General features: G+C 68.5%; 20 protein-coding genes and 2 tRNA genes. 14 read left to right on the top strand and 8 right to left on the bottom strand.

The annotated features are described in order from the left end of the window. The first annotated feature begins 175 nt into the window (after positions 1-175). From IW249_RS01875 to IW249_RS01860, 4 genes are all read left to right on the top strand, one after another. On the top strand, positions 176-3,031 hold the full coding sequence (locus tag IW249_RS01875; protein WP_196919219.1) for a PQQ-dependent sugar dehydrogenase: 2,856 nt from the start codon (positions 176-178) through the stop codon (positions 3,029-3,031). Positions 3,032-3,106: 75 nt separating this feature from the next. Beyond that, positions 3,107-5,209, top strand: a complete 2,103-nt coding sequence (locus IW249_RS01870) for a ThuA domain-containing protein (RefSeq protein ID WP_196919218.1) — start codon at positions 3,107-3,109, stop codon at positions 5,207-5,209. A 217-nt stretch (positions 5,210-5,426) separates the two neighbouring features. Further along, positions 5,427-5,930: a sensor histidine kinase gene (locus tag IW249_RS01865; RefSeq protein ID WP_196919217.1), complete on the top strand. Its 504-nt coding sequence runs from the start codon at positions 5,427-5,429 to the stop codon at positions 5,928-5,930. Positions 5,931-6,142: 212 nt separating this feature from the next. Beyond that, positions 6,143-7,150, top strand: a complete 1,008-nt coding sequence (locus IW249_RS01860; protein ID WP_030488695.1) for a sugar phosphate isomerase/epimerase family protein — start codon at positions 6,143-6,145, stop codon at positions 7,148-7,150. Positions 7,151-7,214: 64 nt separating this feature from the next. On the opposite strand, the gene IW249_RS01855 is transcribed toward IW249_RS01860, so the two are convergent. Continuing rightward, positions 7,215-7,622: a hypothetical protein gene (locus tag IW249_RS01855; protein ID WP_196919216.1), complete on the bottom strand. Its 408-nt coding sequence runs from the start codon at positions 7,620-7,622 to the stop codon at positions 7,215-7,217. 261 nt (positions 7,623-7,883) lie between these two features. Between IW249_RS01855 and IW249_RS01850 the strand changes: the two genes are divergently transcribed. The 6 genes from IW249_RS01850 (at position 7,884) to IW249_RS01825 (ending at position 13,390) form a co-directional block, all read left to right on the top strand. Continuing rightward, positions 7,884-7,956: transfer RNA gene (locus IW249_RS01850), tRNA-Asn, on the top strand. 157 nt (positions 7,957-8,113) lie between these two features. Further along, positions 8,114-10,231 carry an MMPL family transporter gene (locus tag IW249_RS01845; protein ID WP_196919215.1) on the top strand — a complete coding sequence of 706 codons (2,118 nt, stop codon included), beginning with the start codon at positions 8,114-8,116 and terminating at the stop codon, positions 10,229-10,231. Next, the gene (locus IW249_RS01840) at positions 10,221-11,459 is read left to right on the top strand and encodes an FAD-dependent oxidoreductase (protein WP_196919214.1); all 1,239 of its coding nucleotides are present in this window, start codon (positions 10,221-10,223) and stop codon (positions 11,457-11,459) included. The genes IW249_RS01845 and IW249_RS01840 overlap by 11 nt, the downstream gene beginning before the upstream one ends. A gap of 121 nt (positions 11,460-11,580) precedes the next feature. Beyond that, positions 11,581-11,657, top strand: a tRNA-Ile gene (locus IW249_RS01835). A gap of 313 nt (positions 11,658-11,970) precedes the next feature. Beyond that, positions 11,971-12,483, top strand: a complete 513-nt coding sequence (locus IW249_RS01830; RefSeq protein WP_196919213.1) for a hypothetical protein — start codon at positions 11,971-11,973, stop codon at positions 12,481-12,483. Positions 12,484-12,856: 373 nt separating this feature from the next. Beyond that, positions 12,857-13,390: an SUKH-4 family immunity protein gene (locus IW249_RS01825; RefSeq protein ID WP_196919212.1), complete on the top strand. Its 534-nt coding sequence runs from the start codon at positions 12,857-12,859 to the stop codon at positions 13,388-13,390. Positions 13,391-13,941: 551 nt separating this feature from the next. On the opposite strand, the gene IW249_RS01820 is transcribed toward IW249_RS01825, so the two are convergent. After that, on the bottom strand, positions 13,942-14,250 hold the full coding sequence (locus IW249_RS01820; protein WP_196919211.1) for a hypothetical protein: 309 nt from the start codon (positions 14,248-14,250) through the stop codon (positions 13,942-13,944). 5 nt (positions 14,251-14,255) lie between these two features. Between IW249_RS01820 and IW249_RS01815 the strand changes: the two genes are divergently transcribed. Both IW249_RS01815 and IW249_RS01810 read left to right on the top strand, forming a co-directional pair. Beyond that, on the top strand, positions 14,256-14,522 hold the full coding sequence (locus IW249_RS01815; RefSeq protein ID WP_196919210.1) for a Scr1 family TA system antitoxin-like transcriptional regulator: 267 nt from the start codon (positions 14,256-14,258) through the stop codon (positions 14,520-14,522). Further along, complete coding sequence (locus tag IW249_RS01810) at positions 14,512-14,700, top strand: DUF397 domain-containing protein (RefSeq protein WP_196919209.1); 189 nt, start codon at positions 14,512-14,514, stop codon at positions 14,698-14,700. Before IW249_RS01815 ends, IW249_RS01810 begins: the two co-directional genes overlap by 11 nt. 399 nt (positions 14,701-15,099) lie before the next feature. Here IW249_RS01810 and IW249_RS01805 read toward each other — a convergent pair whose 3' ends face one another. From IW249_RS01805 to IW249_RS01795, 3 genes are read right to left on the bottom strand one after another with little or no spacing between them, the layout of a single operon-like run. Continuing rightward, complete coding sequence (locus IW249_RS01805; protein WP_196919208.1) at positions 15,100-17,013, bottom strand: GGDEF domain-containing phosphodiesterase; 1,914 nt, start codon at positions 17,011-17,013, stop codon at positions 15,100-15,102. Beyond that, a complete protein-coding gene (locus IW249_RS01800; RefSeq protein ID WP_231392867.1) occupies positions 17,000-17,620 on the bottom strand; it encodes an RNA polymerase sigma factor in 621 nt (206 codons plus the stop codon). Before IW249_RS01800 ends, IW249_RS01805 begins: the two co-directional genes overlap by 14 nt. Then, positions 17,620-17,913: a hypothetical protein gene (locus IW249_RS01795; protein ID WP_196919206.1), complete on the bottom strand. Its 294-nt coding sequence runs from the start codon at positions 17,911-17,913 to the stop codon at positions 17,620-17,622. Before IW249_RS01795 ends, IW249_RS01800 begins: the two co-directional genes overlap by 1 nt. Before the next feature lie 446 nt (positions 17,914-18,359). Here IW249_RS01795 and IW249_RS01790 point away from each other — a divergent pair, with 446 nt between their 5' ends. Beyond that, positions 18,360-18,617, top strand: coding sequence for a hypothetical protein (locus IW249_RS01790; protein WP_196919205.1), 258 nt, complete (start codon positions 18,360-18,362; stop codon positions 18,615-18,617). A gap of 64 nt (positions 18,618-18,681) precedes the next feature. On the opposite strand, the gene IW249_RS01785 is transcribed toward IW249_RS01790, so the two are convergent. Together IW249_RS01785 and IW249_RS01780 are read right to left on the bottom strand one after the other, a co-directional pair. Then, the gene (locus IW249_RS01785) at positions 18,682-19,494 is read right to left on the bottom strand and encodes a DNA ligase-like domain-containing protein (protein ID WP_196919204.1); all 813 of its coding nucleotides are present in this window, start codon (positions 19,492-19,494) and stop codon (positions 18,682-18,684) included. A 220-nt stretch (positions 19,495-19,714) separates the two neighbouring features. Continuing rightward, complete coding sequence (locus IW249_RS01780; protein ID WP_196919203.1) at positions 19,715-20,356, bottom strand: hypothetical protein; 642 nt, start codon at positions 20,354-20,356, stop codon at positions 19,715-19,717. 121 nt (positions 20,357-20,477) lie between these two features. Between IW249_RS01780 and IW249_RS01775 the strand changes: the two genes are divergently transcribed. Then, on the top strand, positions 20,478-21,188 hold the full coding sequence (locus IW249_RS01775) for a cytidylate kinase family protein (RefSeq protein ID WP_196919202.1): 711 nt from the start codon (positions 20,478-20,480) through the stop codon (positions 21,186-21,188). Between the two features lie 7 nt (positions 21,189-21,195). Here IW249_RS01775 and IW249_RS01770 read toward each other — a convergent pair whose 3' ends face one another. Further along, complete coding sequence (locus tag IW249_RS01770) at positions 21,196-21,612, bottom strand: hypothetical protein (RefSeq protein WP_196919201.1); 417 nt, start codon at positions 21,610-21,612, stop codon at positions 21,196-21,198. Positions 21,613-21,778 lie beyond the last annotated feature (166 nt).

Raw genomic sequence — 21,778 nt, 5'->3', positions numbered from 1 at the left:
CGGAAGGTATGGACACATCGACACGTGCGACTTAGTGTCGTGACCAACACGACAATGTTTCGTCGAGGTGAACCGGCGGCGCGGTAACCCATCGACCCCCCCATCACCGCTACGGCATCCGGCGCGACGGCGCGCGCCCGGCCTGGCAGTCACACGTCAGGAAGGGACAGCACAGATGTCCATGAAGGCCGCTCCCAGACAACGGTCCCGACGATGGTTCTCCGCCGGATCAGCGCTGCTGCTGGCGGTCGCCGCCGGCACCGTCACCTTCGCCGCCGGTTCGGCCCCCGCCCAGGCGCACACGATCGTCGCCAGCGACTTCCAGCAGGTCGAGCTGGCCCGCGGCGTGACCGACATGGGTGAGCCGATGTCGCTGGCGGTCCTGCCGGACCGCTCGGTCCTGCACACCGCCCGCAACGGCACCCTGCGCCGCACCGACGCCAACGGCACCACCTCAGTGGTCGGCACCCTGTCGGTCTACACGCACGACGAGGAGGGGTTGCAGGGCGTCGGGGTCGACCCGGGCTTCGCCAGCAACCGCTACATCTACCTCTACTACGCCCCGCCGCTCTCCACCCCCGGCGGCGACGCGCCGGCCACCGGCACCGACTTCTCGGCCTGGAACGGCGTCAACCGGCTCTCCCGGTTCACCCTCAACTCGGACTTCACGCTCAACCAGGCCAGCAAGGTCGACGTGCTCGACGTCCCGGCCAGCCGGGGCGTGTGCTGTCACGTCGGTGGGGACATCGACTTCGACGCCGCCGGCAACCTCTACCTGTCCACCGGCGACGACACCAACCCGTTCGAGTCGTCCGGCTACTCACCGCTGGACGAGCGGACCAACCGCAACCCCGCGTACGACGCGCAGCGCAGCGCCGGCAACACCAACGACCTGCGCGGCAAGATCCTGCGGATCAAGGTGAACGCCAACGGCACGTACTCCATCCCGTCGGGCAACCTGTTCGCCCCCGGCACGGCCAGGACCCGGCCGGAGATCTACGCGATGGGGTTCCGCAACCCGTTCCGGATCAGCGTGGACAAGGCCACCGGGGTGGTCTACGTCGGTGACTACGGGCCGGACGCCGGCTCCACCAGCTCCACCCGCGGGCCGTCCGGCCAGGTGGAGTTCAACCGGGTCGCGGCACCGGGCAACTACGGCTGGCCGTACTGCACCGGCACCAACACCAGCACCGAGACGTACAACGAGTTCGACTTCGCGACCAGCGCCAGCGGCGCGAAGTACAACTGCACCGGCGGGCCGACCAACAACTCGTTCCGCAACACCGGCCTGACCACCCTGCCGCCGGCCCAGCCGGCCTGGATCCGGTACGCCGGCGACGCCGGCACCCCGACCGAGTTCGGCGGTGGCTCCGAGTCGCCGATGGGCGGCCCGGTCTACCGGTACAACGCCTCGTCGACCTCCACCACCAAGTTCCCGCAGTCGTTCGACGGGCAGTTCTTCGCCACCGAGTTCGGCCGGGGCTGGATCAAGCCGATCCACGTCAACTCCGACGGCTCCCGGGGCGCCATCGACACCTTCCCCTGGGTCGGCAAGCAGGTGATGGACTCGGCGTTCGGCCCGGACGGCGCGTACTACGTCCTCGACTACGGCACCGGCTACTTCAACGGTGACGCCAACTCGGCGCTCTACCGCTTCGACTACGTCGGCGGCGGCAACCGGGCGCCCACCGCGAAAGCCAGCGCCAACCGCACCTCCGGGGCGGCCCCGCTCGCGGTGACCTTCTCCTCGGCCGGCTCGTCCGACCCCGAGGGCGGCGCGTTGACCTACTCGTGGGCGTTCGGCGACGGAACCACCTCGACCGCCGCCAACCCGACGAAGACCTACAGCGCCAACGGCACCTACACCGCCACGCTGACGGTGCGCGACCCGCAGGGCGCCACCGGCAGCAGCAGCGTGCAGATCAGCGTCGGCAACACCGCGCCCACGGTCACGATCAACAACCCGGGCAACGGTCAGCTGTTCGGCTTCGGGGACACGGTGCCGTACAGCATCACTGTGACCGACCCGGAGGACGGCACCATCGACTGCACGAAGGTCAAGATGACCTACGTGCTCGGGCACGACCAGCACGGGCACCAGATCACCTCGAAGACCGGCTGCTCGGGCTCGATCACCATCCCGGTCGACGGTGAGCACGACGACGCGGCGAACATCTTCGCGATCTTCGACGCCGAGTACACCGACGCCGGTGGGCTGACCACGCACACCCAGCACACGCTGCCGCCGCGGCACCGCCAGGCCGAGTTCTACGGCACCTCGTCCGGGATCAACGTGTTCAGCAAGACCCCGGCCGAGGGCGGCAAGACCGTCGGCGACATCAACAACGGCGACTGGATCGCGTTCCAGCCCTACCGGTTGGGCAACGTGACCTCGTTCAACGCCCGGGTCTCCTCGGCGGGCGCCGGTGGCACCCTCCAGGTCCGGGCCGGCTCGGCCACCGGCACCTTGCTCGGCTCGGCCACGGTCCCGGTGACCGGCGGCTGGGAGACCTTCACCACGGTCACCGGGACGATCAGCAACCCGCCGACCGGCACGACCACGCTCTACCTGACCTTCGCCGGGTCGGGCACCGGGGCGCTCTACGACCTGGACGCCTTCACCTTCGTGACCGGGACGCCCCCGGCCGGTGGGGCCGGGGCGATCAAGGGCCTCGGTGGCAAATGCCTGGACGTGCGCAACGCCGCCACGGCCGACGGCACGCAGATCCAGATCTACACCTGCAACGGCAGTGCCGCCCAGACCTGGGCGGTCACCCCCAACTCCACGATCAAGTCGTTGGGCAAGTGCCTGGACGTGTCGGGTGGTGCCACCGCCGACGGCACCAAGATCCAGCTCTGGACCTGCAACGGGACCGCCGCGCAGAACTGGGCCGCCCAGGCCGACGGCACCCTCCGCAACACGTCGTCGAGCAAGTGCCTCGATGTCTCCGGCAACAGCTCCGCTGACAGCACGGTGGTCCACCTCTGGACCTGCACCGCCGCCGCCAACCAAAAGTGGACCCTGCCCTGAGCTGGCGGGAGGGGCCCCTCGACAACGCCTAGTGTGGGGCGAGGGGCCCCTCCTAACCACAATTAGGAGAGCGATATGCGCAGACGCCTGCGACCCGTCCTCGGTGCGGCCATGGCCGCACTCGCCGTCATCGCCTGCACCACCCCGGCCACCCCGGCCAGCGCCGCCGACGCCCCGTACGACGTGCTGGTCTTCTCCAAGACCGCCGGTTTCCGGCACGACGCGATCCCGGTCGGCATCCAGACCATCCGCGACCTCGGGGCGGCGAACAACTTCACAGTCACCGCCACCGAGGACGCTGCCGCGTTCACCACCAGCAACCTCAACCAGTACGAGGCCGTCGTCTTCCTCAACACCACCGGTGACGTGCTCAACGCCAGCCAGCAGACCGCCTTCGAGTCGTACATCGGCTCGGGCCGCGGGTACGTGGGTGTGCACGCCGCAGCCGACACCGAGTATGACTGGCCGTTCTACGGCAACCTCGTGGGCGCGTGGTTCGCCTCGCACCCCGCCATCCAGCAGGCCAACATGAAGGTGGAGGACCGGGGGCACGCGGCCACCGCCCACCTTCCGCAGACCTGGACCCGCACCGACGAGTGGTACAACTACCGCACCAACGCCCGGTCGAGCGCCCACGTGCTGGCCACCCTGGACGAGTCGTCGTACTCCGGCGGCGGCATGGGCGCCGACCACCCGCTGAGCTGGTGCAAGAGCTACAGCGGCGGCCGGTCCTTCTACACCGGGGCCGGGCACACCCAGGCGTCGTACGCGGAGTCGGGGTTCCGGAACCACCTGCTCGGCGGCATCCGGTACGCCTCCGGTCGGAGCAAGGCCGACTGCCGGCCCGAGACCGGCTACACCCCGCTGTTCAACGGCTCGACGGCCGGTTGGTCCCAGGCCGGCCCGGGCAGCTTCACCAACGCCGACGCCACCCTGACCTCGGTCGGCGGCATGGGGCTGTACTGGTACAGCGCCAAGCAGTTCACCAACTACTCGCTGAAGATGGACTGGAAGCTGGCCGGTGACGACAACTCCGGCGTCTTCATCGGCTTCCCGCCGTCGAGTGACCCGTATTCGGCGATCAACAACGGCTACGAGGTCCAGATCGACGCCACCGACGCGGTCGACCGCACCACCGGCGCGATCTACACGTACAAGGCCGCCGACATCGCCGCCCGCGACGCGGCGCTCAACGCGCCGGGGGAGTGGAACACCTACGAGCTGCTGGTCGAGGGGGAACGGCTGCAGGTCTTCCTCAACGGAGTGAAGATCAACGACTTCACCAACACCGACCCGGTCCGCTCGCTCGCCGGCCACATCGGCATCCAGAACCACGGCACCGGTGACGACACCTTCTTCCGCAACATCCGGATCAAGGAGTTGGGCACCACCCCGCCGCCCACCGGCACGATCCAGGCCGAGACCTTCAGTTCGGCCAACGGCGTCTCCGCGTTCACCAAGGAGGGCGCGAACGGCGGGCAGACCGTCGGTTACATCGACCCGGGTGACTGGGCCGCGTACAACGGGGTCAACCTGACCGGGGTCACCTCGTTCACGGCCCGGGTCGTCTCCGGCGGCGCGGGCGGCACCATCCAGGTGCGCACCGGCTCGGCCACCGGCCCGGTGCTCGGCTCGGTCGCCGTGCCCAACACCGGCAGTTGGACGACCTTCGCCAACGTCTCCACGGCACTGTCCAACGTCCCGTCCAGCACCCAGAACCTCTACCTCACCTTCACCGGCAGTGGCACTGGGCTCTTCGACCTGGACGATTTCACCCTGGTCAAGGGCGGCGGCACCCCCGGGGTCGGCCCGATCAAGGGTCTCGCCGGCAAGTGCCTGGACGTGCGCAATGCCGGCACCGCCGACGGCACCCAGATCCAGATCTACACCTGTAACAGCAGCACGGCGCAGACCTGGACCGTGTCCGGCTCGACGATCAAGGCGCTGGGCAAGTGTCTGGACGTCTCCGGCAGCGGCACCGCCAACGGCACCAAGATCCAGCTCTGGACCTGCAACGGCAGCGGCGCGCAGAACTGGGCTGCCGCGTCCGACGGCACCCTGCGCAACCCGTCGTCGGGCAAGTGCCTGGACGTCTCCGGCAACAACTCCGCCGACAGCACCATCGTGCACCTCTGGACCTGCCTCAACGCGGCCAACCAGAAGTGGACCCTGCCCTAACCAACCCCCTGACGCGTCGTCCCGCCGGCTCCACCCCGCCGGCGGGGCGCCGCCCCCGCGCCGCCCCGCGCTGCACCCCACCCCCGCCCCGTCGATCTTGCACTTTCTGTCGGGATGAATGCCGCAATGCCGGCGTTTCGTCGACACAAAGTGCAAGATCGGCGGGCTGGGGGGCGGCGCGGACCGGCTTGCAGCTTGCTGCCGTACCTTGACCTGCATGGGGTTGTTCGCGCAGTGGCGTGGGACGGTGCTGGCGCGAGGCCATCAGCTGCTCGGTGCGCTGGGCCGGGCCGACGAGCCCGAGGACCCGTCCGAGCCGGCGCCCAGCCTGAACCGCCTCGGCGCGTTGGTGGAGGGCTTCACCGCCGGTCAACCGGTGCGGTGGACCGTGGCCGGGCAACCCCGGCCGCTGCCCGGCCCGGTCGACGTGGTGGCGTACCGGATCATCGAGGAAGCGCTGACCAACGCGTGCCGGCACGCGCCCGGCGCACCGGTCGGGGTCCGCCTGCGCTACGACGCCGCCGGCATCACCATCGAGGTCCGCGACGAGGGCGCCGGTCCCGCCCCGGCCGGCGGCGGCACCCAGACCGCCGGTCGGGGTCTACTCGGGGTACGCAGGCGCGCCGAGCGGCTCGGCGGCACGTTCTCCGCCGGCCCCCGGGCCGGTGGCGGCTTCACCGTGCGGGCCGTCCTGCCCGCGCCCGAGGAAATGATCGGATGATCGGCCGACCGTGGGGCTTCCCCGAGGGGGCACTGCGGAAATAGGGTGGGGGTCGGCGACCGTGCTGGTGGCCGGTGACCCGGTGGGAGGCGCAACCCGCCGGGCTCAGGTGTGTTCCGCACCCACCGGTGACCGCTCGGGTGCCGCGCACGTCCGGTCACCCTCGCCCCGGTCCGCACAAGGAATCCCCATCACAACAGGGGAGAAGGACAATGGCGCGACCCATCACGCTCTTCACCGGCCAGTGGGCCGACCTTCCGTTCGAAGAGGTCTGCCGGCTCGCCTCCGAGTGGGGCTACGACGGTCTGGAGATCGCCTGCTGGGGCGACCACTTCGAGGTCGACAAGGCGCTCGCCGACGACTCGTACGTCGAGCGCAAGCGGGAGACCCTCGCGAAGCACAACCTTGAGGTCTTCACGATCTCCAACCACCTCGTTGGTCAGGCGGTCTGCGACCACCCGATCGACGAGCGGCACCAGGACATCCTGCCCGGCCGCATCTGGGGCGACGGGGAGCCCGAGGGGGTCCGTCAGCGGGCCGCCGAGGAGATCAAGGACACCGCGCGGGCGGCGGCGAAGCTCGGGGTGAAGACGGTCGTCGGCTTCACCGGTTCGTCGATCTGGCACACCCTCGCGATGTTCCCGCCGGTGCCGCCGTCGATGATCGAGCGCGGCTACCAGGACTTCGCCGACCGGTGGAACCCCATCCTCGACGTGTTCGACGAGGTGGGGGTGCGGTTCGCGCACGAGGTGCACCCCAGCGAGATCGCGTACGACTACTGGACGACGAAGCGGACGCTGGAGGCGATCGGCAACCGGCCCGCGTTCGGGCTGAACTGGGACCCGTCGCACTTCGTCTGGCAGGAGCTGGACCCGGTGAACTTCATCTTCGACTTCGCCGACCGGATCTACCACGTGGACTGCAAGGACGCGAAGGTGCGTACCGGCGACGGTCGGCGTGGCCGGCTCGCCTCGCACCTGCCCTGGGCCGACCTGCGCCGCGGGTGGGACTTCGTCTCCACCGGCCACGGCGACGTGCCCTGGGAGGACTGCTTCCGCGCGTTGAACGCGATCGGCTACACCGGCCCGATCTCGGTCGAGTGGGAAGACGCCGGCATGGACCGGCTGGTCGGTGCCCCGGAGGCGTTGCAGTTCGTCCGCCGGCTCGCCTTCGACGCACCGAGCGCCGCCTTCGACGCGGCGTTCAGCAGCAAGGACTGACCGCACGTCGGACAGACCACGGGCCGGTCGCCCTGCGGCGACCGGCCCGTCGACGTGCGATTGGTCAGAGCGTGCTGGCGTTCGTGCCCGAGCCGGACGGCTTGGTGCGGGGGTTGTTGGTGGACGACGGCGACCCGGAGGTCGTGCCGACCGTGCTGGTGCCCGCCTTGGCGCCCACGGTGGCGGGCGTGCCGGCGAACGCGTCGTCGGCGGCGGTCAGCTCCTGCTTGCCGGTGCTGCCGTTACCGTTGCCCAGCTTCTCGCCCAGTTTGGTCTGGCCGAGCTTGTCCTTGCCCTCGCTGTAGAGCTTGTTGGCCTGGGCCTGCGCGACCCCGGCCGCCTCCTGGACGGTCGGGTGGTCGAGCACCTTGCGGCCCCGGACCACGAGCTCTTCGTACTTTTCCCGGCCGGCACGGGCGCCCAGGACGAATCCCGCAGCCAGCCCGCCAAGAAACATGATCTTTCCGCGCATGGCGGCTCCTTCCGTACCTGACGCGCCGTCACCCCGGCGAGTTGCCCCGTCGGAAGGCGACCTGTTCGCGCCTGCGTCCTCTGTCCGCAGCTAACTACCCATCCTGCTCTCCGCTCAAGCATGCTTGTGCCGGGATGGCGATTTACCCCTATTGTCAATGCGACAGCGGGGAGGGAACCCACTGGACCACCACCCGGGGATGTCCTGTACTCTTGTCCCGTCGCACGGCGTCGGGGAGATCCGAAGTCGCGCGGAGCACGATCCCCTGTAGCTCAATTGGCAGAGCAGCCGGCTGTTAACCGGCAGGTTATTGGTTCGAGTCCAATCGGGGGAGCTTTTCCACGTACGCCCGTCAGCCACCGGCCGGCGGGCGTTTTCGTGTGCGTGACCCGGTTTCACCCACCCTCGACCTGCTTGCCCGGCAGGATGGTCGATGTCGACTGAGGCTACCGCTGCGTCGATTGATGCGTCGATCCTTGGGGTGAGTGCGGATGTCCGGACGAGGCGGCAAGGCCACGCTGATCGCGGTGGCGGTCGTGCTGGCCTGGTTGGTGATCGGCGGCGTGTCCGGCCCGTACGCGGGGCGCCTCAGCGAGGTCGCCACCAACGACAACGCGGCCTTCCTACCCACCGACGCCGAGGCGACCCGCGCCCAGGACCTCGCCGGCGAGTTCGTCGACCGGCAGACCATCCCGGCGCTTGTCGTCTACGAGCGACCCGCCGGGATCACCGACGCCGACCGGCAACGGGTCAGCGCCGACGCCGCCCGATTCGCCCAGATCCCCGGCGTGGTCACCCCGCTGCCCCCGCCCATCCCGAGCGACGACGGCCAGGCCCTCCAGGTCGTCGTACCCGTGGACGACGCCGAGGGCGAGGAGATCGGCGCGGTCGTCGAGCAGCTCCGCGACATCACCGGCGGTGACCGGGACGGGCTCACAGTGGACGTCTCCGGGCCGGCCGGCCTGCTCGCCGACCTGATCAAGGTCTTCTCCGCCATCGACGGACCACTGCTGCTGGTCACCCTGGTCGTGGTGCTGGTCATCCTGCTGATCGTCTACCGCAGCCCGGTCCTCTGGATCTTCCCGCTGCTCGCTGCCGGAATGTCGTACGCCCTCGCCTCGGTCTTCGTCTACCTGCTCGCCGACGCGGACGTGGTCAAGCTCAACGGACAGGCCCAGGGCATCCTCACCGTGCTGGTCTTCGGCGCCGGCACCGACTACGCGCTGCTGCTGATCGCCCGCTACCGGGAGGAGCTGCACCGGCACGACCGCCCCTGGGGCGCCATGAAGACCGCCTGGAAGGGCGCCGCGCCGGCCATCATCGCCTCCGGCGGCACTGTCATCGTCAGCCTGCTCTGCCTGCTGCTGTCCAGCCTCAACTCCAACCGGGCGCTCGGCCCGGTCGCCGCCATCGGCATCGCCGCCACCCTTCTGGTGATGCTCACCTTCCTACCCGCGCTGCTGGTGCTCGGCGGACGGTGGGCGTTCTGGCCCCGCCGTCCCCGAGCCGACCAGGCCGACCCGCGGGCCGAACACGGCATCTGGAGCCGCGTCGCCGGCTTCGTGGCCCGGCACGCCCGCCCGATCTGGCTGACCACCGCCGTCGTGCTGGCCCTGCTGACCCTCGGCCTCACCCAGCTCGGCGCCACCACCCTCGGCCAGTCCGACCTGTTCACCCAGCGCACCGACTCGGTCGACGGCCAGGAGGTGATCGCCCGGCACTACCCGGCCGGCACCGGCAGCCCGGCCACCATCTTCACCACCGAACAGACCGCCCGACAGGTCGCCCAGGTGGCGACGGACGTACCCGGTGTCGCCGACGTCCGCCCCCTCACGGCCGGCCCGCAGACCGGCCCACCCGACCCGAACGCCGCCCCCAAGGTCGTCGACGGGCGGGTGCAACTGGAGGCGACCCTGGCCGACCCACCCGACAGCGACGGCGCCGAGCGGACCATCCGCGAGCTGCGGGTGGCCGTGCACCAGGTGCCCGGCGCGGACGCGGTGGTCGGCGGCTTCACCGCGATCAACGTGGACACCTCGGACGCCGCGAAGCGCGACCAGAACGTCATCATCCCGGTCGTGCTGGTGGTCATCGCCGTCATCCTGGCGCTGCTGCTGCGCGCCCTGCTCGCCCCGGTGCTGCTGATCGCCACAGTGCTGCTCAGCTTCGCGGCGACCCTCGGCCTCTGCGCGCTGCTGTTCCGCCACGTCTTCGACTTCCCCGGCGTGGACTCGTCGTTCCCGCTGTTCGCGTTCGTCTTCCTGGTCGCGCTCGGCATCGACTACAACATCTTCCTGATGAGCCGGGTCCGCGAGGAATCGGTCAAGCGCGGCACCCGCGCCGGGGTGCTCGCCGGCCTCGCCGTCACCGGCGGGGTGATCACCTCCGCCGGCATCGTGCTCGCCGCGACCTTCTCCGCCCTCGCCGTCCTGCCACTCGTGGTGCTCGTCGAGTTGGGTACGGCGGTCGCCATCGGGGTACTGATCGACACCATCATCGTCCGGTCGCTGCTGGTGCCCGCACTCGCGTACGACATCGGGCCGAAGATCTGGTGGCCGGGCCGGTTGTCCCGGGCGAACGGTGAGCGGGAGGCGCGCGGTGCTGGCTGAAACCGATGTGGTCATCGTCGGCGGCGGCCTGGCCGGCCTCGCCGCCGCCCGCCGGCTGCACCGCGCCGGCGTGCCCTGGCGGCTGGTGGAGGCCGAGGGCCGGCTCGGCGGCCGGGTTGCCACCGACGTGGTCGACGGTCACCTCATCGACCGGGGCTTCCAGGTGCTCAACACCGCCTATCCGCGGCTCGGCACGCTGCTCGACACCGACCAGCTCAACCTCGGCTACTTCACCTCCGGCGTGCTGGTCCGCAAGGGCGACAACCTGCTGCGGCTGGTCAATCCGCTACGCGAGCCGACCAGCGGGCCCGGCACCGCACTCGCCGGCGTCGGCTCCCTGCTCGACCGGCTGCGCTTCGCCGCGCTCGCCACCGGCTGCGCCACCCTCCCCGCGTCCCGACTGCTCGCCGCACCCGAAACCACGACCGAGACGGCGCTGCGCCGCGCCGGCCTCTCCGACGCCATCATCGAGGAACTGCTGCGACCGTTCCTGTCCGGCGTGTTCATCGACCGGGAACTCTCCACCTCCAGTCACGTACTGGCGATGGTGCTGCGCTCCTTCGCCCGCGGCCGGATCGGCCTGCCCGCCGAAGGGATGGCAGCGCTGCCCCGGGCCATCGCCGCACCGCTGCCCGCCGACCTGCTCGACCTGGACACCCCGGTCGCGGAGGTCACCCCCGGCCGGGTCCGCACCCAGGCCGGCGACATCAGTTGCCGGGCCGTCGTGGTCGCCGTCGACCCACCCGCCGCGTCCGCGCTGCTGCCAGCCCTGGCGACGGTACGCATGCACAGCTACACCACCTACTACCACAGCGCCCCCGAGCCGCCGCTCACCGAGCCGATCCTGCTCGTCGACGGCGACCGACGCGAACTCGTCGCCAACAGTGTGGTGCTCAGCAACGCCGCCGCGACGTACGCGCCCGCCGGACGGCACCTCATCGCCACCTCGGTGGTCGGCCCCACGGCCCCACCCGAGCCGACCATCCGGGCCGAGTTGACCCGGCTGTACGGGCGCTCCACCGCCGACTGGACCCACCTCACCACAGTGGCCATCCCCGACGCGCTACCCGCCGCACCGCCACCACAGGGACGGCTACGCAAGCCGGTGGCGCTGGGGGAGGGCCTGTTCGTGGCCGGTGACCACCGGGACAGCCCATCGATCCAGGGCGCTCTCACCAGCGGCTGGCGCGCCGCCGGCGCCGTGCTCGACGAGCTGCGCGCCGGCTGACAGTCGTACCCGAGCACGCTGTTATATTCCTGTTGCCCATCGTGCTGGTGCAGGCGTGGGCGCCGGCCGGCTCGGTGCTGGCTGCTGATCGCCGAGCGGGATAAGATCCGGCGCGGTGTTCGGGGCGGTAGCTCAGCCGGTTAGAGCAGGGGACTCATAATCCCTCGGTCGCGGGTTCGAGTCCCGCCCGCCCCACCAGCCGTTTTCCCCGCTCAGCCATGCTGGCGACGAGCCGGGCGCACCGCATCGAGGTCTGGGCTGACACCCTCAGTCCGCACTGAGTCCGCAGCCGCACGACCCGCCGCCCGGTCGAGGCGGTCCGCCACCTGGTCCAGGTCGTCCTCGAAGAGGTCCGCGTACACGTCCAGCGTCATGGCCTCACTACCAGCGTGCCGGCAGTGCCTGCCTCGAAGATGAGTGCCGCAGACCGTGGGAGTGGCCACAGCAATAGGGCGTCGACGCTGCCCGATAACTTGTCTGCGGTCTACAGCGCGGGTGAGGAGTGTCGGCCATGGGCATTTGGGACGCTAGAAATGACGAGGAGCGTGATCACTGGCGCTTCATCCCGCTGGTCAGCGTGGGACCGCTCCGGTTTGGGATGAGATGTGACGAGGTGGTCGACGTACTCGACCCAAGTCGGCCGGGCGTCTTCACCGTCGGTTCGGGCCTGCCTGCGTGCGCCGAGATTCCATTCGCCCATCTCGGTGTGAATACCTACTACGAGAACGGGCTACTGTACTGCGTTGCGATTGACGCGCTCACCGGCCCACAGGTAACGCTCAACGACGAGACGCTGGTCGGACGTGTGCCCTCGGAAGTGGAGCAGTGGGCGTGTGACCATGCGAAAACGCACGGGCTAGAGCTGCGTTATACACACGCAGCAGATCCGGAGCTAGCCGACCTCGGGTTGATCATCCGCGCCCAGCGGGCAGGCGACGTGGTTCTTAGCCGGCCGGTCTTTCTCCAAGAACGGGCAAAGGTGACGTGGGATTACGTGCCCACGAGCGAGTGGTCCTACTTCTAGATCGAGCCAAGTTTTTAGGCCAGGGGAGCGGTCCGCATCTAGTCCGCAAGAGCCCGAAGAACGACGGTGGAGCGGTGAGAGACGTCGAGAGGCACTTCCGCTGGCAAACCCATGTGTGCACAGGTCGGCGTCGCGGACATTCTGATCTCATAATCCCTCGGTTGCGGGTTCGAGTCCCGCCCGCCCCACCAGCCGTTTCCCTGGTCAACCATGCTGTCGATGGCCGGACGCACCGCATCGAGGTCCGGGTCGACGCCCTCGGTCCGCACTGAGTCCGCAGCAGCACGACCCGCCGCCCGGTCAATGATCGGATGCCTGGCCGCCACAACGAACGCTGGTTGCTTGGAACCGTGGCCGGACTACCCTCGTTGGCGTGCCCGTTGATGATCTTCCGTTGCCTCCCGCGTTCGGGGCGGTCACGGCCTGGGCCGGTACTGGGCGGGTGGTGCGTGCTACCGAGCTGGACGTGGCGACGTGGCGGCTTCCCGAGCCGCAGAAGGCCGCGCTGGTCTCCTCTGGCGTACCGCTGATCGATGACCTCGTGAGCGCGGTGTCATTCCACGCAGAGCCGACGATGTACCGGTTGGCGAACGCCGATGACCTGGACTGGGTGTACGGTGCCGCGCCGGGGACCGGTGAGGTGCAGATCTGGTCGTCGGACGGCAGCACCGGGTTCGTCAACTCGACGATCACCCACTGGCTGTGTTCGCTGCACATGGTTGGTAGCTGGCTGACCAGCTCAACCGTCGTCGACCGCTGGGACGAGGACGGACAGGCCGAAGACGAAGCACTCGCGGAGCTCGCCGACCTGTTGGAGCGAATCAAGGCCCTTGACCCGCCCGCGTTCGGGGACGGCGACCATACAACCCATTTCTGGCCCGCAGTGCTCGACCGATGGCTCTACTGATCGACGTAGCTACCCCCGGTAGCTCGGAGGACGATCTGCTGGGCTGCTTGGGCGGGCGTGAGGTGCGTGGTGTCGACGACCTCGGCCTCGGCATGCAGCCACGTGCGGGCCGCCTCGGCGTAGGGCTCAAGGTATTTGAGGCGTGGTACCTCCGGCCCACCAGCCATTTTCCCTGCTCAGCCGTGCTATCGACGACCCGGACGCGCCGCATCGAGGTCCGAAGCGACGTCCTCAGTCCACAGCAGCACTACCCGCTGCTCGGTCTAGTCGGCCCGCCACCCGGCCCAGATCTCCTCGAACAGGTCCCCGTCTTGCTCAGCGACGGAGCAAGACGCATCGCGGATCGCTCTGCACCCACGGACTGGCCGGAAGTCCTCGCCCCCACGGTGTGTGAGGCTCCCGGCGGAGATGGCTCTGCGGCCCGTCGTGTGGCAGCAGGAGCGGGGACGCTCGACCGGGGCTCTGTTGTCGGTGGGCGATGGACGCGTCGGCCTATTCGCCTGATGCTGGTCGCGGTCGACAGTGAGTAGCGTCGCTGTATGAGTGGCATTTCAGCGGCGTGGGGGCTGCTGGCTGTAGTACTGGCAGTCGGACTTGCTGCCGCCGGTCTGCTGTGGCGTCGTCGCAGGCATGCGGCTCAGCCGCAGGACCGTGCGGAAGTGATGCGGGCAGCGCGGGTTGCTGCTCGCCAGATCGAGCGCGACAGGCGTCGAACCCAACGCGGCACCCTCCGCGGCAAGGGTGGCGGCGGAAACGAGAAGATTTCGCACGATGCCGCACATGGCAGTGACGGTGGAACGCCCGGCGGCATCTGAATCCTGCAACCACGGACGGGCCAGTGCGACGAAGCCGTACGCCATGACCGATGAGCCGGCTGCCGAACGTGACGATCCAGGTGCTGCGCTTCGAGGCCGGTGCCCACCTGGCGGACAGCAGCGGCTTCGCCCTGCTCAGCTTCGAGCGGGACGAGCCGCCACTGGGCTACATCGAAACCCTGGCTGGCGAGCTGTTCCTTGAGTCGAGCCGCGACCTGGCGCGGCTGTCGGCGGCGTACGACAATCTGAGGAGGCTGGCGATGTCACCCACCGAGTCGATCAGGTTCATCAAGGAGCTGAGCAAGCATGGAACGTAACGCCTGGCGCAAGTCGAGCCGTTCCGGCAACAACGGCCAGTGCGTCGAGGTGCGCTACCGGCGCGTCCAGGTCGACGTTCGCGACTCCAAGGCGCCCGATGCCGGGACGCTGAGCTTCGAGCCCGCCGCCTGGAACGCGTTCGTCGACACGATCAAAACGAACGCCGGCCGCCCCTGAGCGGGAGGGGAAGGCATTGACGGCTGCCGTAAACAGGGTGGTGCCGCCAGCCTCTCCGGCTGGGCTCCGGCCTGCTGGCGATATCGGCCTAGCTGCCCGGCAACACTGGCCGAAGGCAGACCTCACGTCTTAGCTGGGCTTGATGGCGTGCGATTTGCACGAGCAGCTGAATCAGCCGGTGGGCATCGCCGAGGTTAGTGGCCTGGAAGGTGACCGTCCGACCGCCGTCGACGCCGGCCACACCCGGCGCCAGAACGTCGAGGTCGATTATGTAGGGCTTACAGATCGACCTCGACGTCTAACCGCCCAGCCATCTTCGTCGGGGGACCGATGCGTGACGGGTGATCGCATCGACGGCACCGTGGCGCAGCCGCGTTGGCTCACGTCTCTGGCTCCTACTCAGCCCATGGCGGTCTGCTGCGGCGGGAGCCGCAGTTCGAGTTCAATCGTCCGCACCGGCTTCTCGGGGCTCACCGCAATCGGTTCGGGTCGTCCGGTCTTGTAGCCCTGGGCGAAGTCGACTCCACACCTCTTCAGAAATTCGAGCGTCTCCTCGTCCTGGACATATTCAGCAGCAACACGGATGCCGAGCGTGTGGCACAGCTCCACCAGCTTCGAGACGACGGCCTGGTCGGCGGGCGATCGGCAGAGATCGACGATGAAGACCCCGTCAATCTTTACCAGGTCCACCGGCAGGTACTTCAGGTGAGCGAGGGCGCCGTATCCCGTACCGAAGTCGTCCAACGCGAGGTGGCAGCCGATCTCCCTGATCCCCGTTGCGAAGGCGAGGGCCTCGTTGCGGTTCTCGATGAGGGTGGTTTCGGTGATCTCGAAGGTCAGGCATTCCGGCTTCACCCCGTGTCGGCGGATCGCCTCGGTCACATAGGTGAGCAGCCCCGGGTCGGCGAGGGACTTGCCGGATATGTTGACCTGGTAGTGGGAGGTCTGGGCGCCGCGGCCGATCAGTTCGAGGGCATGGTCGATGACCCACTTGTCCACGGTGAGGATCTCGCCGACGCGCTCGGCCATGTCGAGGAAAGCCCACGGTGCCACGGACTGGCCGGTATCGCTCCGAACCCGCAACAGGATCTCGTGGCGAGTGACCTCGTTGAGGCGGAGGTCGACAATGGGCTGAGCGTAGAGGGCGAACCTGTTGGCAGACACCGCCTGTCGTACCTGTGACCGGCATCTGTCTATCCGGTCCCTGGTCGCCACCGGCTCACTGAGGACGGTGGTCGGGACGCCGTCGCTGCGCGCGTCACGGGCCGCGTGTTCGCCGTCGACGAGCAGGTCGAACCCGGTTGCCGACACCCCGCTGCCGAAGAGCACCAGGCCCGCCGACGTGTTGAGGCGCAAGGTCTTGTGCTGGACGCTGAACAGGTGGCGTCGGAACGTGTCGACGATCCGAGCCGCCAGGGCCTCGGGAGCCTCCGTGTGCCCTTCGGCCGGAGCGAGGAGTACGCCCCACAGGCCGGGGCCGACCAGACCGCACGTCACCTCGTCGCCCACGATCGTTCGCAGGTGCTGTGCGATCTCTGCCGTCAGGTCGTCGTGGTTCTCGTCGGTGAGCGCGTCGGGTGGCCGGGTGGTGGGTTCGGTTGCCACAACGATGAGTGCTCCGCCAGTGGTGCGACGGGCTCGGTCGACCTCGTCGGTCAGGTAGCTGCGGGTCGGCAGTCCGGTGACAAGGTCCAGCGCGGCCAGGTCGGCGCACAGCATTTTGCTGCGAGTGGCGAGCCTGCGACGTTCTTGCCAGGCAAGTTCGAGCGCGGTGGCATCTGCGCCGGTGGCGATGATTCCCGATGGTGTGCCGTCGGTGGTGAGAATCTCGATGTGGCAGTGCACGTGGCGGACGGTGCCACCCGGCTGGATCACCCGGAACGTGACCTCCTCGGGGCGGCGGCGGTCCCATGCCGTCCGCACAACCTTGCGAACCGTCTCCACGTCTGCGGGATGGACGAGGTTGGCAAGCCTTTCGGGCGTGAGGCGCAGTGTTCCCGGAGCATGCCCGAAGATCATCGCCATCTCATCCGACCAGATGAGGCGCCCGAAACCATCGGACTTCCCTCCACCGGTCGTCCAGGTGATCGTGCCGAGCTTCGCCAGCTGCGCGGCACGGGCGACTCTGGTCGCCTCGTCGACAACCGCGGTCAGCGGATCGACGAGGTCGGCGTCGACAATGATCTCGTATCCCTCGGCGACGGACAGGTCGTACTCGCCCTGCGCCTTTCGCGCCACGCGGCGTGCACGGGCGAGTTCCAGAGGACTCGGCTGGTTGGTCTCGGCCAACGTCAGAATGTCATCGAGGTCCACGGCTGCCTCCCTGGCGCCGGCGGCCTTCCGAGTCCGTGTAGCCGGCTTCCTCGGCCAGCTCACGCAGGCGTTTCCTGGCAGCGAGCTTGTAGGAGCGGATGCTGGATTCGGCCAATCCGAGGATGCGCGCGATCTCCTGGTTGGAGAAACCCTCACGAGACATCTGGAACACCTCGGCCTGCCGCGACGGAAGGTGGTGCATCCAGTTCCTCAGCGTCTCCTGTGCCTCCCATACGTCGGCGATGTCGGTGTGCGGTGCCGGGGGCAGGTCCTCCGGCGCCACGGCGGCTTCGCGCTGACGTCGTTGCAACTCCTTGCGGATCTTGTTTCGGGCCGTGATGATCACCCAGCCGATCGGCTCCGTGTAGGTGCGGATCTTGAACCACTGGACGCGTCCGTGCAGGTACGCCTCGTTGAGAGCGTCCTGAACCACCTCGCGATCCCAGCACGCCGCCCGGAGAATTCGCTCCACCGTGTGGTAGCTGCCCTCGGCGAAAGCGGCGAACTCCTGATCGTGCTCTGCCTTGAGGCGCGTGGCCTCCGCCCTGCGCGCCGCTTCACCGTCGACCGGCTCCGGTGTCAGGGCGGCGGTGCCCTCCACCCCCATCACGCGGCCTCCCTGGTGTCGTCGCGCCGCGTCGCGTCGCGGCTGCCCAGCTCCACCTCGCGATGCCCGTCCCGATCACGCTCCACGATCCGCACGACATCGTGCTCGGCCTCCGCCAGCCTGATCAGCCAGGTCGCCCGGGCGGCGGTTCGTGTCGACGCCTCACGCTCCTCGTGCAGACGTGTTCGGTGCGCAACGTATGCGCGTGCCAACCCTGCCGCCGTTCCGGCGATGGCAAGAGCCAAGGCCAACGCTCCGTGATCGGAGACGGCCGTCGCCAGCGTTTCGTTCATCGTTTCCCCTCGTCATCCCCGGTTAGCTAATTACTATCCGTGGCGAGGGGCGAATGTAGATGTCTCACCGTCCACAATATTCTGCTTGATCAGTGATCAAGCATTTGAACTGCTAACACTTCCCAAAGTCATGCTACCGGCACGTCCAGCGAGGGGGAGCTGCTCCGCCCTCACGCCCTATGATCTGCTCGCGTGACTACTGTGGGTGAAATTGCGATCACCTAGGCCGGGTACTTGAGGGTGGATCCCGCAGCACCGGACTCAGGACTGAGAGCTACCAGTGCGGTCCTTGGGCCGACAGGGCAGGCAGCGTTCCTCGTGCCGACGCCGCAGTTCCGGGACAGGGCCTTGCGGGCTCGATTCGCCGACGATGCGAGAGTCCGAGCGAACTGGGGCGACAGCGACCACAGCGAGGCGCTCGCTCTGCGGCTGGCTCGCGATGAACTGTGGGAGTTGGCGGCGAGCTGGACATCGCCTCGCCACAGAAGGTGGCGGAGGCGTTCCTCGGCGGCCTTCCGGAGGGCGTACGCCGGGAACGACACCACTACCTGCACCTGCTGAAGGCGTTGACCGAGCAGGACGGCCGTCGGAGGTGGCACAACCTGGGCGTCTTCCTCACCGAGAAGGATGCCCAGGAGGCCAAGCGACTGGTTGAGCCCCACGTGACGATGTGCGACATCGAAATGATCTCAGTGGTGCTGTAGTAAGCGTCTGCTCTCTGTCCTGCCGTCTTACAAGAAACCCTGGCGCCCTGGGTGTGACGACGGATCACGCGCTGCGGGGGAAATCCTTACGCTTGATCTTGGCCCGCCGGCCATCCGGGTGGTGGAACACGATGCCCTCGGCCAGATGGCCCGGGGCGAATCGGCTCTCCAACGCGGCTAGATAGTCCTGCAGCTCGGAATAGCTGCGGGGCGCGTCCAGCAGGGCGGGCACGTGGAGGTTGAACGGCACACATGTGTGCTCTTCCAGGCCAAGTGGGTTGCCTTGAACGCGGGGACCGAGCGCCTCGCACGGGTGCTCGCCGTCGGGCCAGTCCGACACGTCGGTGTGGCGGGCAGCGACCAGAATCCACTTGTCCTCCGCGGCGTGATCGTCGGTGTCGACATACCACCCATCGACGATGCCCTGCTGCTTCTGCGCCTTGCTGGGGTTGCGGCGCTTCTCCACTCGCACCAACTGTCCAGAGCGGACGGTGAGGCGCACGTTGGAACCGTCGAGCTTCTCGGTTGGGGAGCCCTCGCCGTCGAACACCCAGGCGCAGTCCGGCCTGGGGCGGTCGACGACCCGGAAGTGCTCGTCGCGTTCGAACAGCGTGGGGATCTTCTCCATGACCTGTGCCCCTCTCCTGACCTTCCCGATCAGTTCGTCGGCGGTGACGACCCCGTCGACCAGACCGCTGGCCAACGCACGAACCAGATCGGCCACGGCCACATCGGCCTCGACGGCGACGTGCTTGAGCGCCCTCTTCTCCTCTGGCGAGAGCCAGGCGACCAGGCGCGACCAGCCCTCCGGTGGAGTCCATCGGGCGAGCTGGCCGGGGGTCTTGCGAGGCCGTCCGGGCCGTCTGACCTCATCCATGGCGGAGAATTTATGGGCTGGATGATGTTGTGTCAATTGGCATAACAGGAAATAGGCAGAGTGGATCACGAGAGGCGCCCGATGCCGGCATGCTGCGCTACGCGCCCCCGCCTGAGACTCGTTCGTGGACACGATCAAGACGAACGCCCGCCGCGCCTGACCCGGCAGGACGGCGACATGGTTGATGGCACCCGCGAACGGCGCGGCTGTGCGCTGAGTGTCAGCGTGTCCGGCTGACGGACGAGACCTTCGGGTCCGCGGAGTAGCGGCGGACGACGTCGGCGGCGTCGCCAGCGGTGGCACCGGGATCGAACAGCACCTCCAGGCACGGCGCTTGCGGCCCTTCTGACCCGAAGCCCGCAATCACGTTGTTCGGGTCGAAGCGGTGGCTCTCGCGCACCAGCTCCTCAGCGGACTGCCCCTCCCGCACGCAAACCACCGCCTCGGGCTGCCTCCCACCCCAGGCCAGTGCTGGAGCCGACACGCCGATGGTGAGCACTACTGCCGTCCCCACGCCGAACACTGTCGTCCGGCCAAGCCCTGGCCGGCTGATCGGCGAGATCACCGCCGTCAGGGCGGACAGCACGTAAACCCAGAGAGCCCGCTTGTCGGCCGAGTCATGGAGAGCCAACACGATGACGCCGGCACCGACGGTCTGTGCGATCAGGCTGATCAGCCGGAACCCTGGCGAGTCGACCAACGCCGCTGGTACTGCAGCAAGCGCACCCAGCAACAGGAAGAGAATGACAAGCCCGTACGCACTCCATTCACGGCGCGCGTCCAGGGCGAGCAACACCAGAGCAGCCAGGTGTCCGCACACGACAAGCGGCGGCCGGAGGTGCGCCAGGAACCGTACGACCATCGGCAGACCCTACGTGATGTGACCGACGTCGATGGAGGTGCTAATCCGGGCCGACAGGCTAGCCAGTTCGCAAGAGATCGACAGACAGTGGGGGAGCGATGTGGGACGAGAATCGGCAGACATGGTTCAAGGCACCCGCGAGGAGCTGCTCCACCGCCTGGCTGAGGCAGTCGGGTCCGTCGCCGTGGCGCACCCGACGCGGGTTGCCGTCGACGGGCCACCCGCCGCCGGCAAGACCACCCTCGCCGACGAGTTGGCCGTCGTCCTACGTGATCAGGGCCGTGACGTCATCCGCGCCACGATCGACGATTTCCTCTTCCCCCGGCCCCAGCGCTATCCGCGCGGCGAGTACTCGGCCGAAGGCTGCTACTACGACACCCACGACAACGAGGCGCTGAAGCGGGTTCTGCTCGATCCGCTCGGCCCGGGTGGAGATCGACGCTTCCAACACGCGGTCTACGACCGGACCGCGGATGCCGCGCTGTCGCCGCCGGTCACGACTGCCCCAGCCGACGCTGTGCTCGTCTTCGACGGCGTCTTCCTCCTGCGCCCGGAACTGATTGATCGGTGGGACCTGCGCATCTTCGTGTCGACGGCACTTGAAAGGACCGTGGATCGTGCCGTCATCCGGGAGGAACGGGTGTCAACTCGGGCGGACGTCGAGCGGCGTTGGCGCGAGCGTTACATCCCCTCGCAGCAGCTCTACTTCGCTACGGCCCGCCCGACCTGGCACGCCGACATCGTCGTGCACAACGACGAGCCCCAGCGGCCGTTCTGGGAGAGGCCCGAAGAGGAGGTCCGCTCTCCGAAGCCCCCGGCAGCCGGTGAGTGAGCAGCGCCTACGGGTGGTCCACATACTCGCCAAACGGCTCGATGGACCCATCCCAGCCGTTCCAACCCTGTTGGGTGATCTGCCCGTCCGCGTAGGTGTATGACCAGCGGGCGCCGTCCTCGCCCTTGATCTGGACGGTTCCCGAGCGAACGAACGGCGCAATCGCGACGTAGAAGGCCGTCGCCTGGTCCGACCACTTGGGGTCACCCGCGTCGTCGTACCCGAACTCGATCCAGTCGCCGTCGCGAACGATCGTGGCCCTGGCCGGATCCGCCAGATCAACCAGGGTGCCATCCGGCGGAAACTCATCCGGCCTGTACCAACCACCTGGTCCAACCAAAGCGGCCTGGACAGCGGCGACCGCAGCGGCGTCCTCCGACTTCGGGAGGTTCAGACGGCCTGAGGGCATCACCGTGTATCCCACGGCCCGCACCCTACAACGGTCGATGCCCCCACGGCGCGTGGTCCGTCGAGATCGTGGGGTGGTCCGGTGGGACGTAAGCCGGCGAGGTCCTGGTGCAGGGCGCGGCCCGCGTGCCAGGTCTCGATCCTGGTGTGGGTGCTCACAGCGGCGGCTGCGGCGTGGACCA

Origin of the sequence: Micromonospora vinacea (genome assembly GCF_015751785.1) — a bacterium.
Taxonomy (GTDB): domain Bacteria; phylum Actinomycetota; class Actinomycetes; order Mycobacteriales; family Micromonosporaceae; genus Micromonospora; species Micromonospora vinacea.
Note: the sequence above shows the minus strand (reverse complement) of the source record. Positions and strands in the feature narration are given on the sequence as shown.

Excerpts from the sequence above, each read along its gene's own strand:
- IW249_RS01870 (WP_196919218.1), top strand. The coding sequence starts at position 3,107 with ATGCGCAGACGCCTGCGACCCGTCCTCGGTGCGGCCATGGCCGCACTC.
- IW249_RS01865 (WP_196919217.1), top strand. The coding sequence starts at position 5,427 with ATGGGGTTGTTCGCGCAGTGGCGTGGGACGGTGCTGGCGCGAGGCCAT.
- IW249_RS01815 (WP_196919210.1), top strand. The coding sequence starts at position 14,256 with ATGAGCCGGCTGCCGAACGTGACGATCCAGGTGCTGCGCTTCGAGGCC.
- IW249_RS01855 (WP_196919216.1), bottom strand. The coding sequence starts at position 7,622 with ATGCGCGGAAAGATCATGTTTCTTGGCGGGCTGGCTGCGGGATTCGTC.
- IW249_RS01780 (WP_196919203.1), bottom strand. The coding sequence starts at position 20,356 with ATGGTCGTACGGTTCCTGGCGCACCTCCGGCCGCCGCTTGTCGTGTGC.
- IW249_RS01820 (WP_196919211.1), bottom strand. The coding sequence starts at position 14,250 with ATGGCGTACGGCTTCGTCGCACTGGCCCGTCCGTGGTTGCAGGATTCA.
- IW249_RS01795 (WP_196919206.1), bottom strand. The coding sequence starts at position 17,913 with ATGAACGAAACGCTGGCGACGGCCGTCTCCGATCACGGAGCGTTGGCC.
- IW249_RS01875 (WP_196919219.1), top strand. The coding sequence starts at position 176 with ATGTCCATGAAGGCCGCTCCCAGACAACGGTCCCGACGATGGTTCTCC.
- IW249_RS01860 (WP_030488695.1), top strand. The coding sequence starts at position 6,143 with ATGGCGCGACCCATCACGCTCTTCACCGGCCAGTGGGCCGACCTTCCG.
- IW249_RS01775 (WP_196919202.1), top strand. The coding sequence starts at position 20,478 with ATGGTTCAAGGCACCCGCGAGGAGCTGCTCCACCGCCTGGCTGAGGCA.
- IW249_RS01810 (WP_196919209.1), top strand. The coding sequence starts at position 14,512 with ATGGAACGTAACGCCTGGCGCAAGTCGAGCCGTTCCGGCAACAACGGC.
- IW249_RS01830 (WP_196919213.1), top strand. The coding sequence starts at position 11,971 with ATGGGCATTTGGGACGCTAGAAATGACGAGGAGCGTGATCACTGGCGC.
- IW249_RS01845 (WP_196919215.1), top strand. The coding sequence starts at position 8,114 with ATGTCCGGACGAGGCGGCAAGGCCACGCTGATCGCGGTGGCGGTCGTG.
- IW249_RS01785 (WP_196919204.1), bottom strand. The coding sequence starts at position 19,494 with ATGGATGAGGTCAGACGGCCCGGACGGCCTCGCAAGACCCCCGGCCAG.
- IW249_RS01800 (WP_231392867.1), bottom strand. The coding sequence starts at position 17,620 with ATGGGGGTGGAGGGCACCGCCGCCCTGACACCGGAGCCGGTCGACGGT.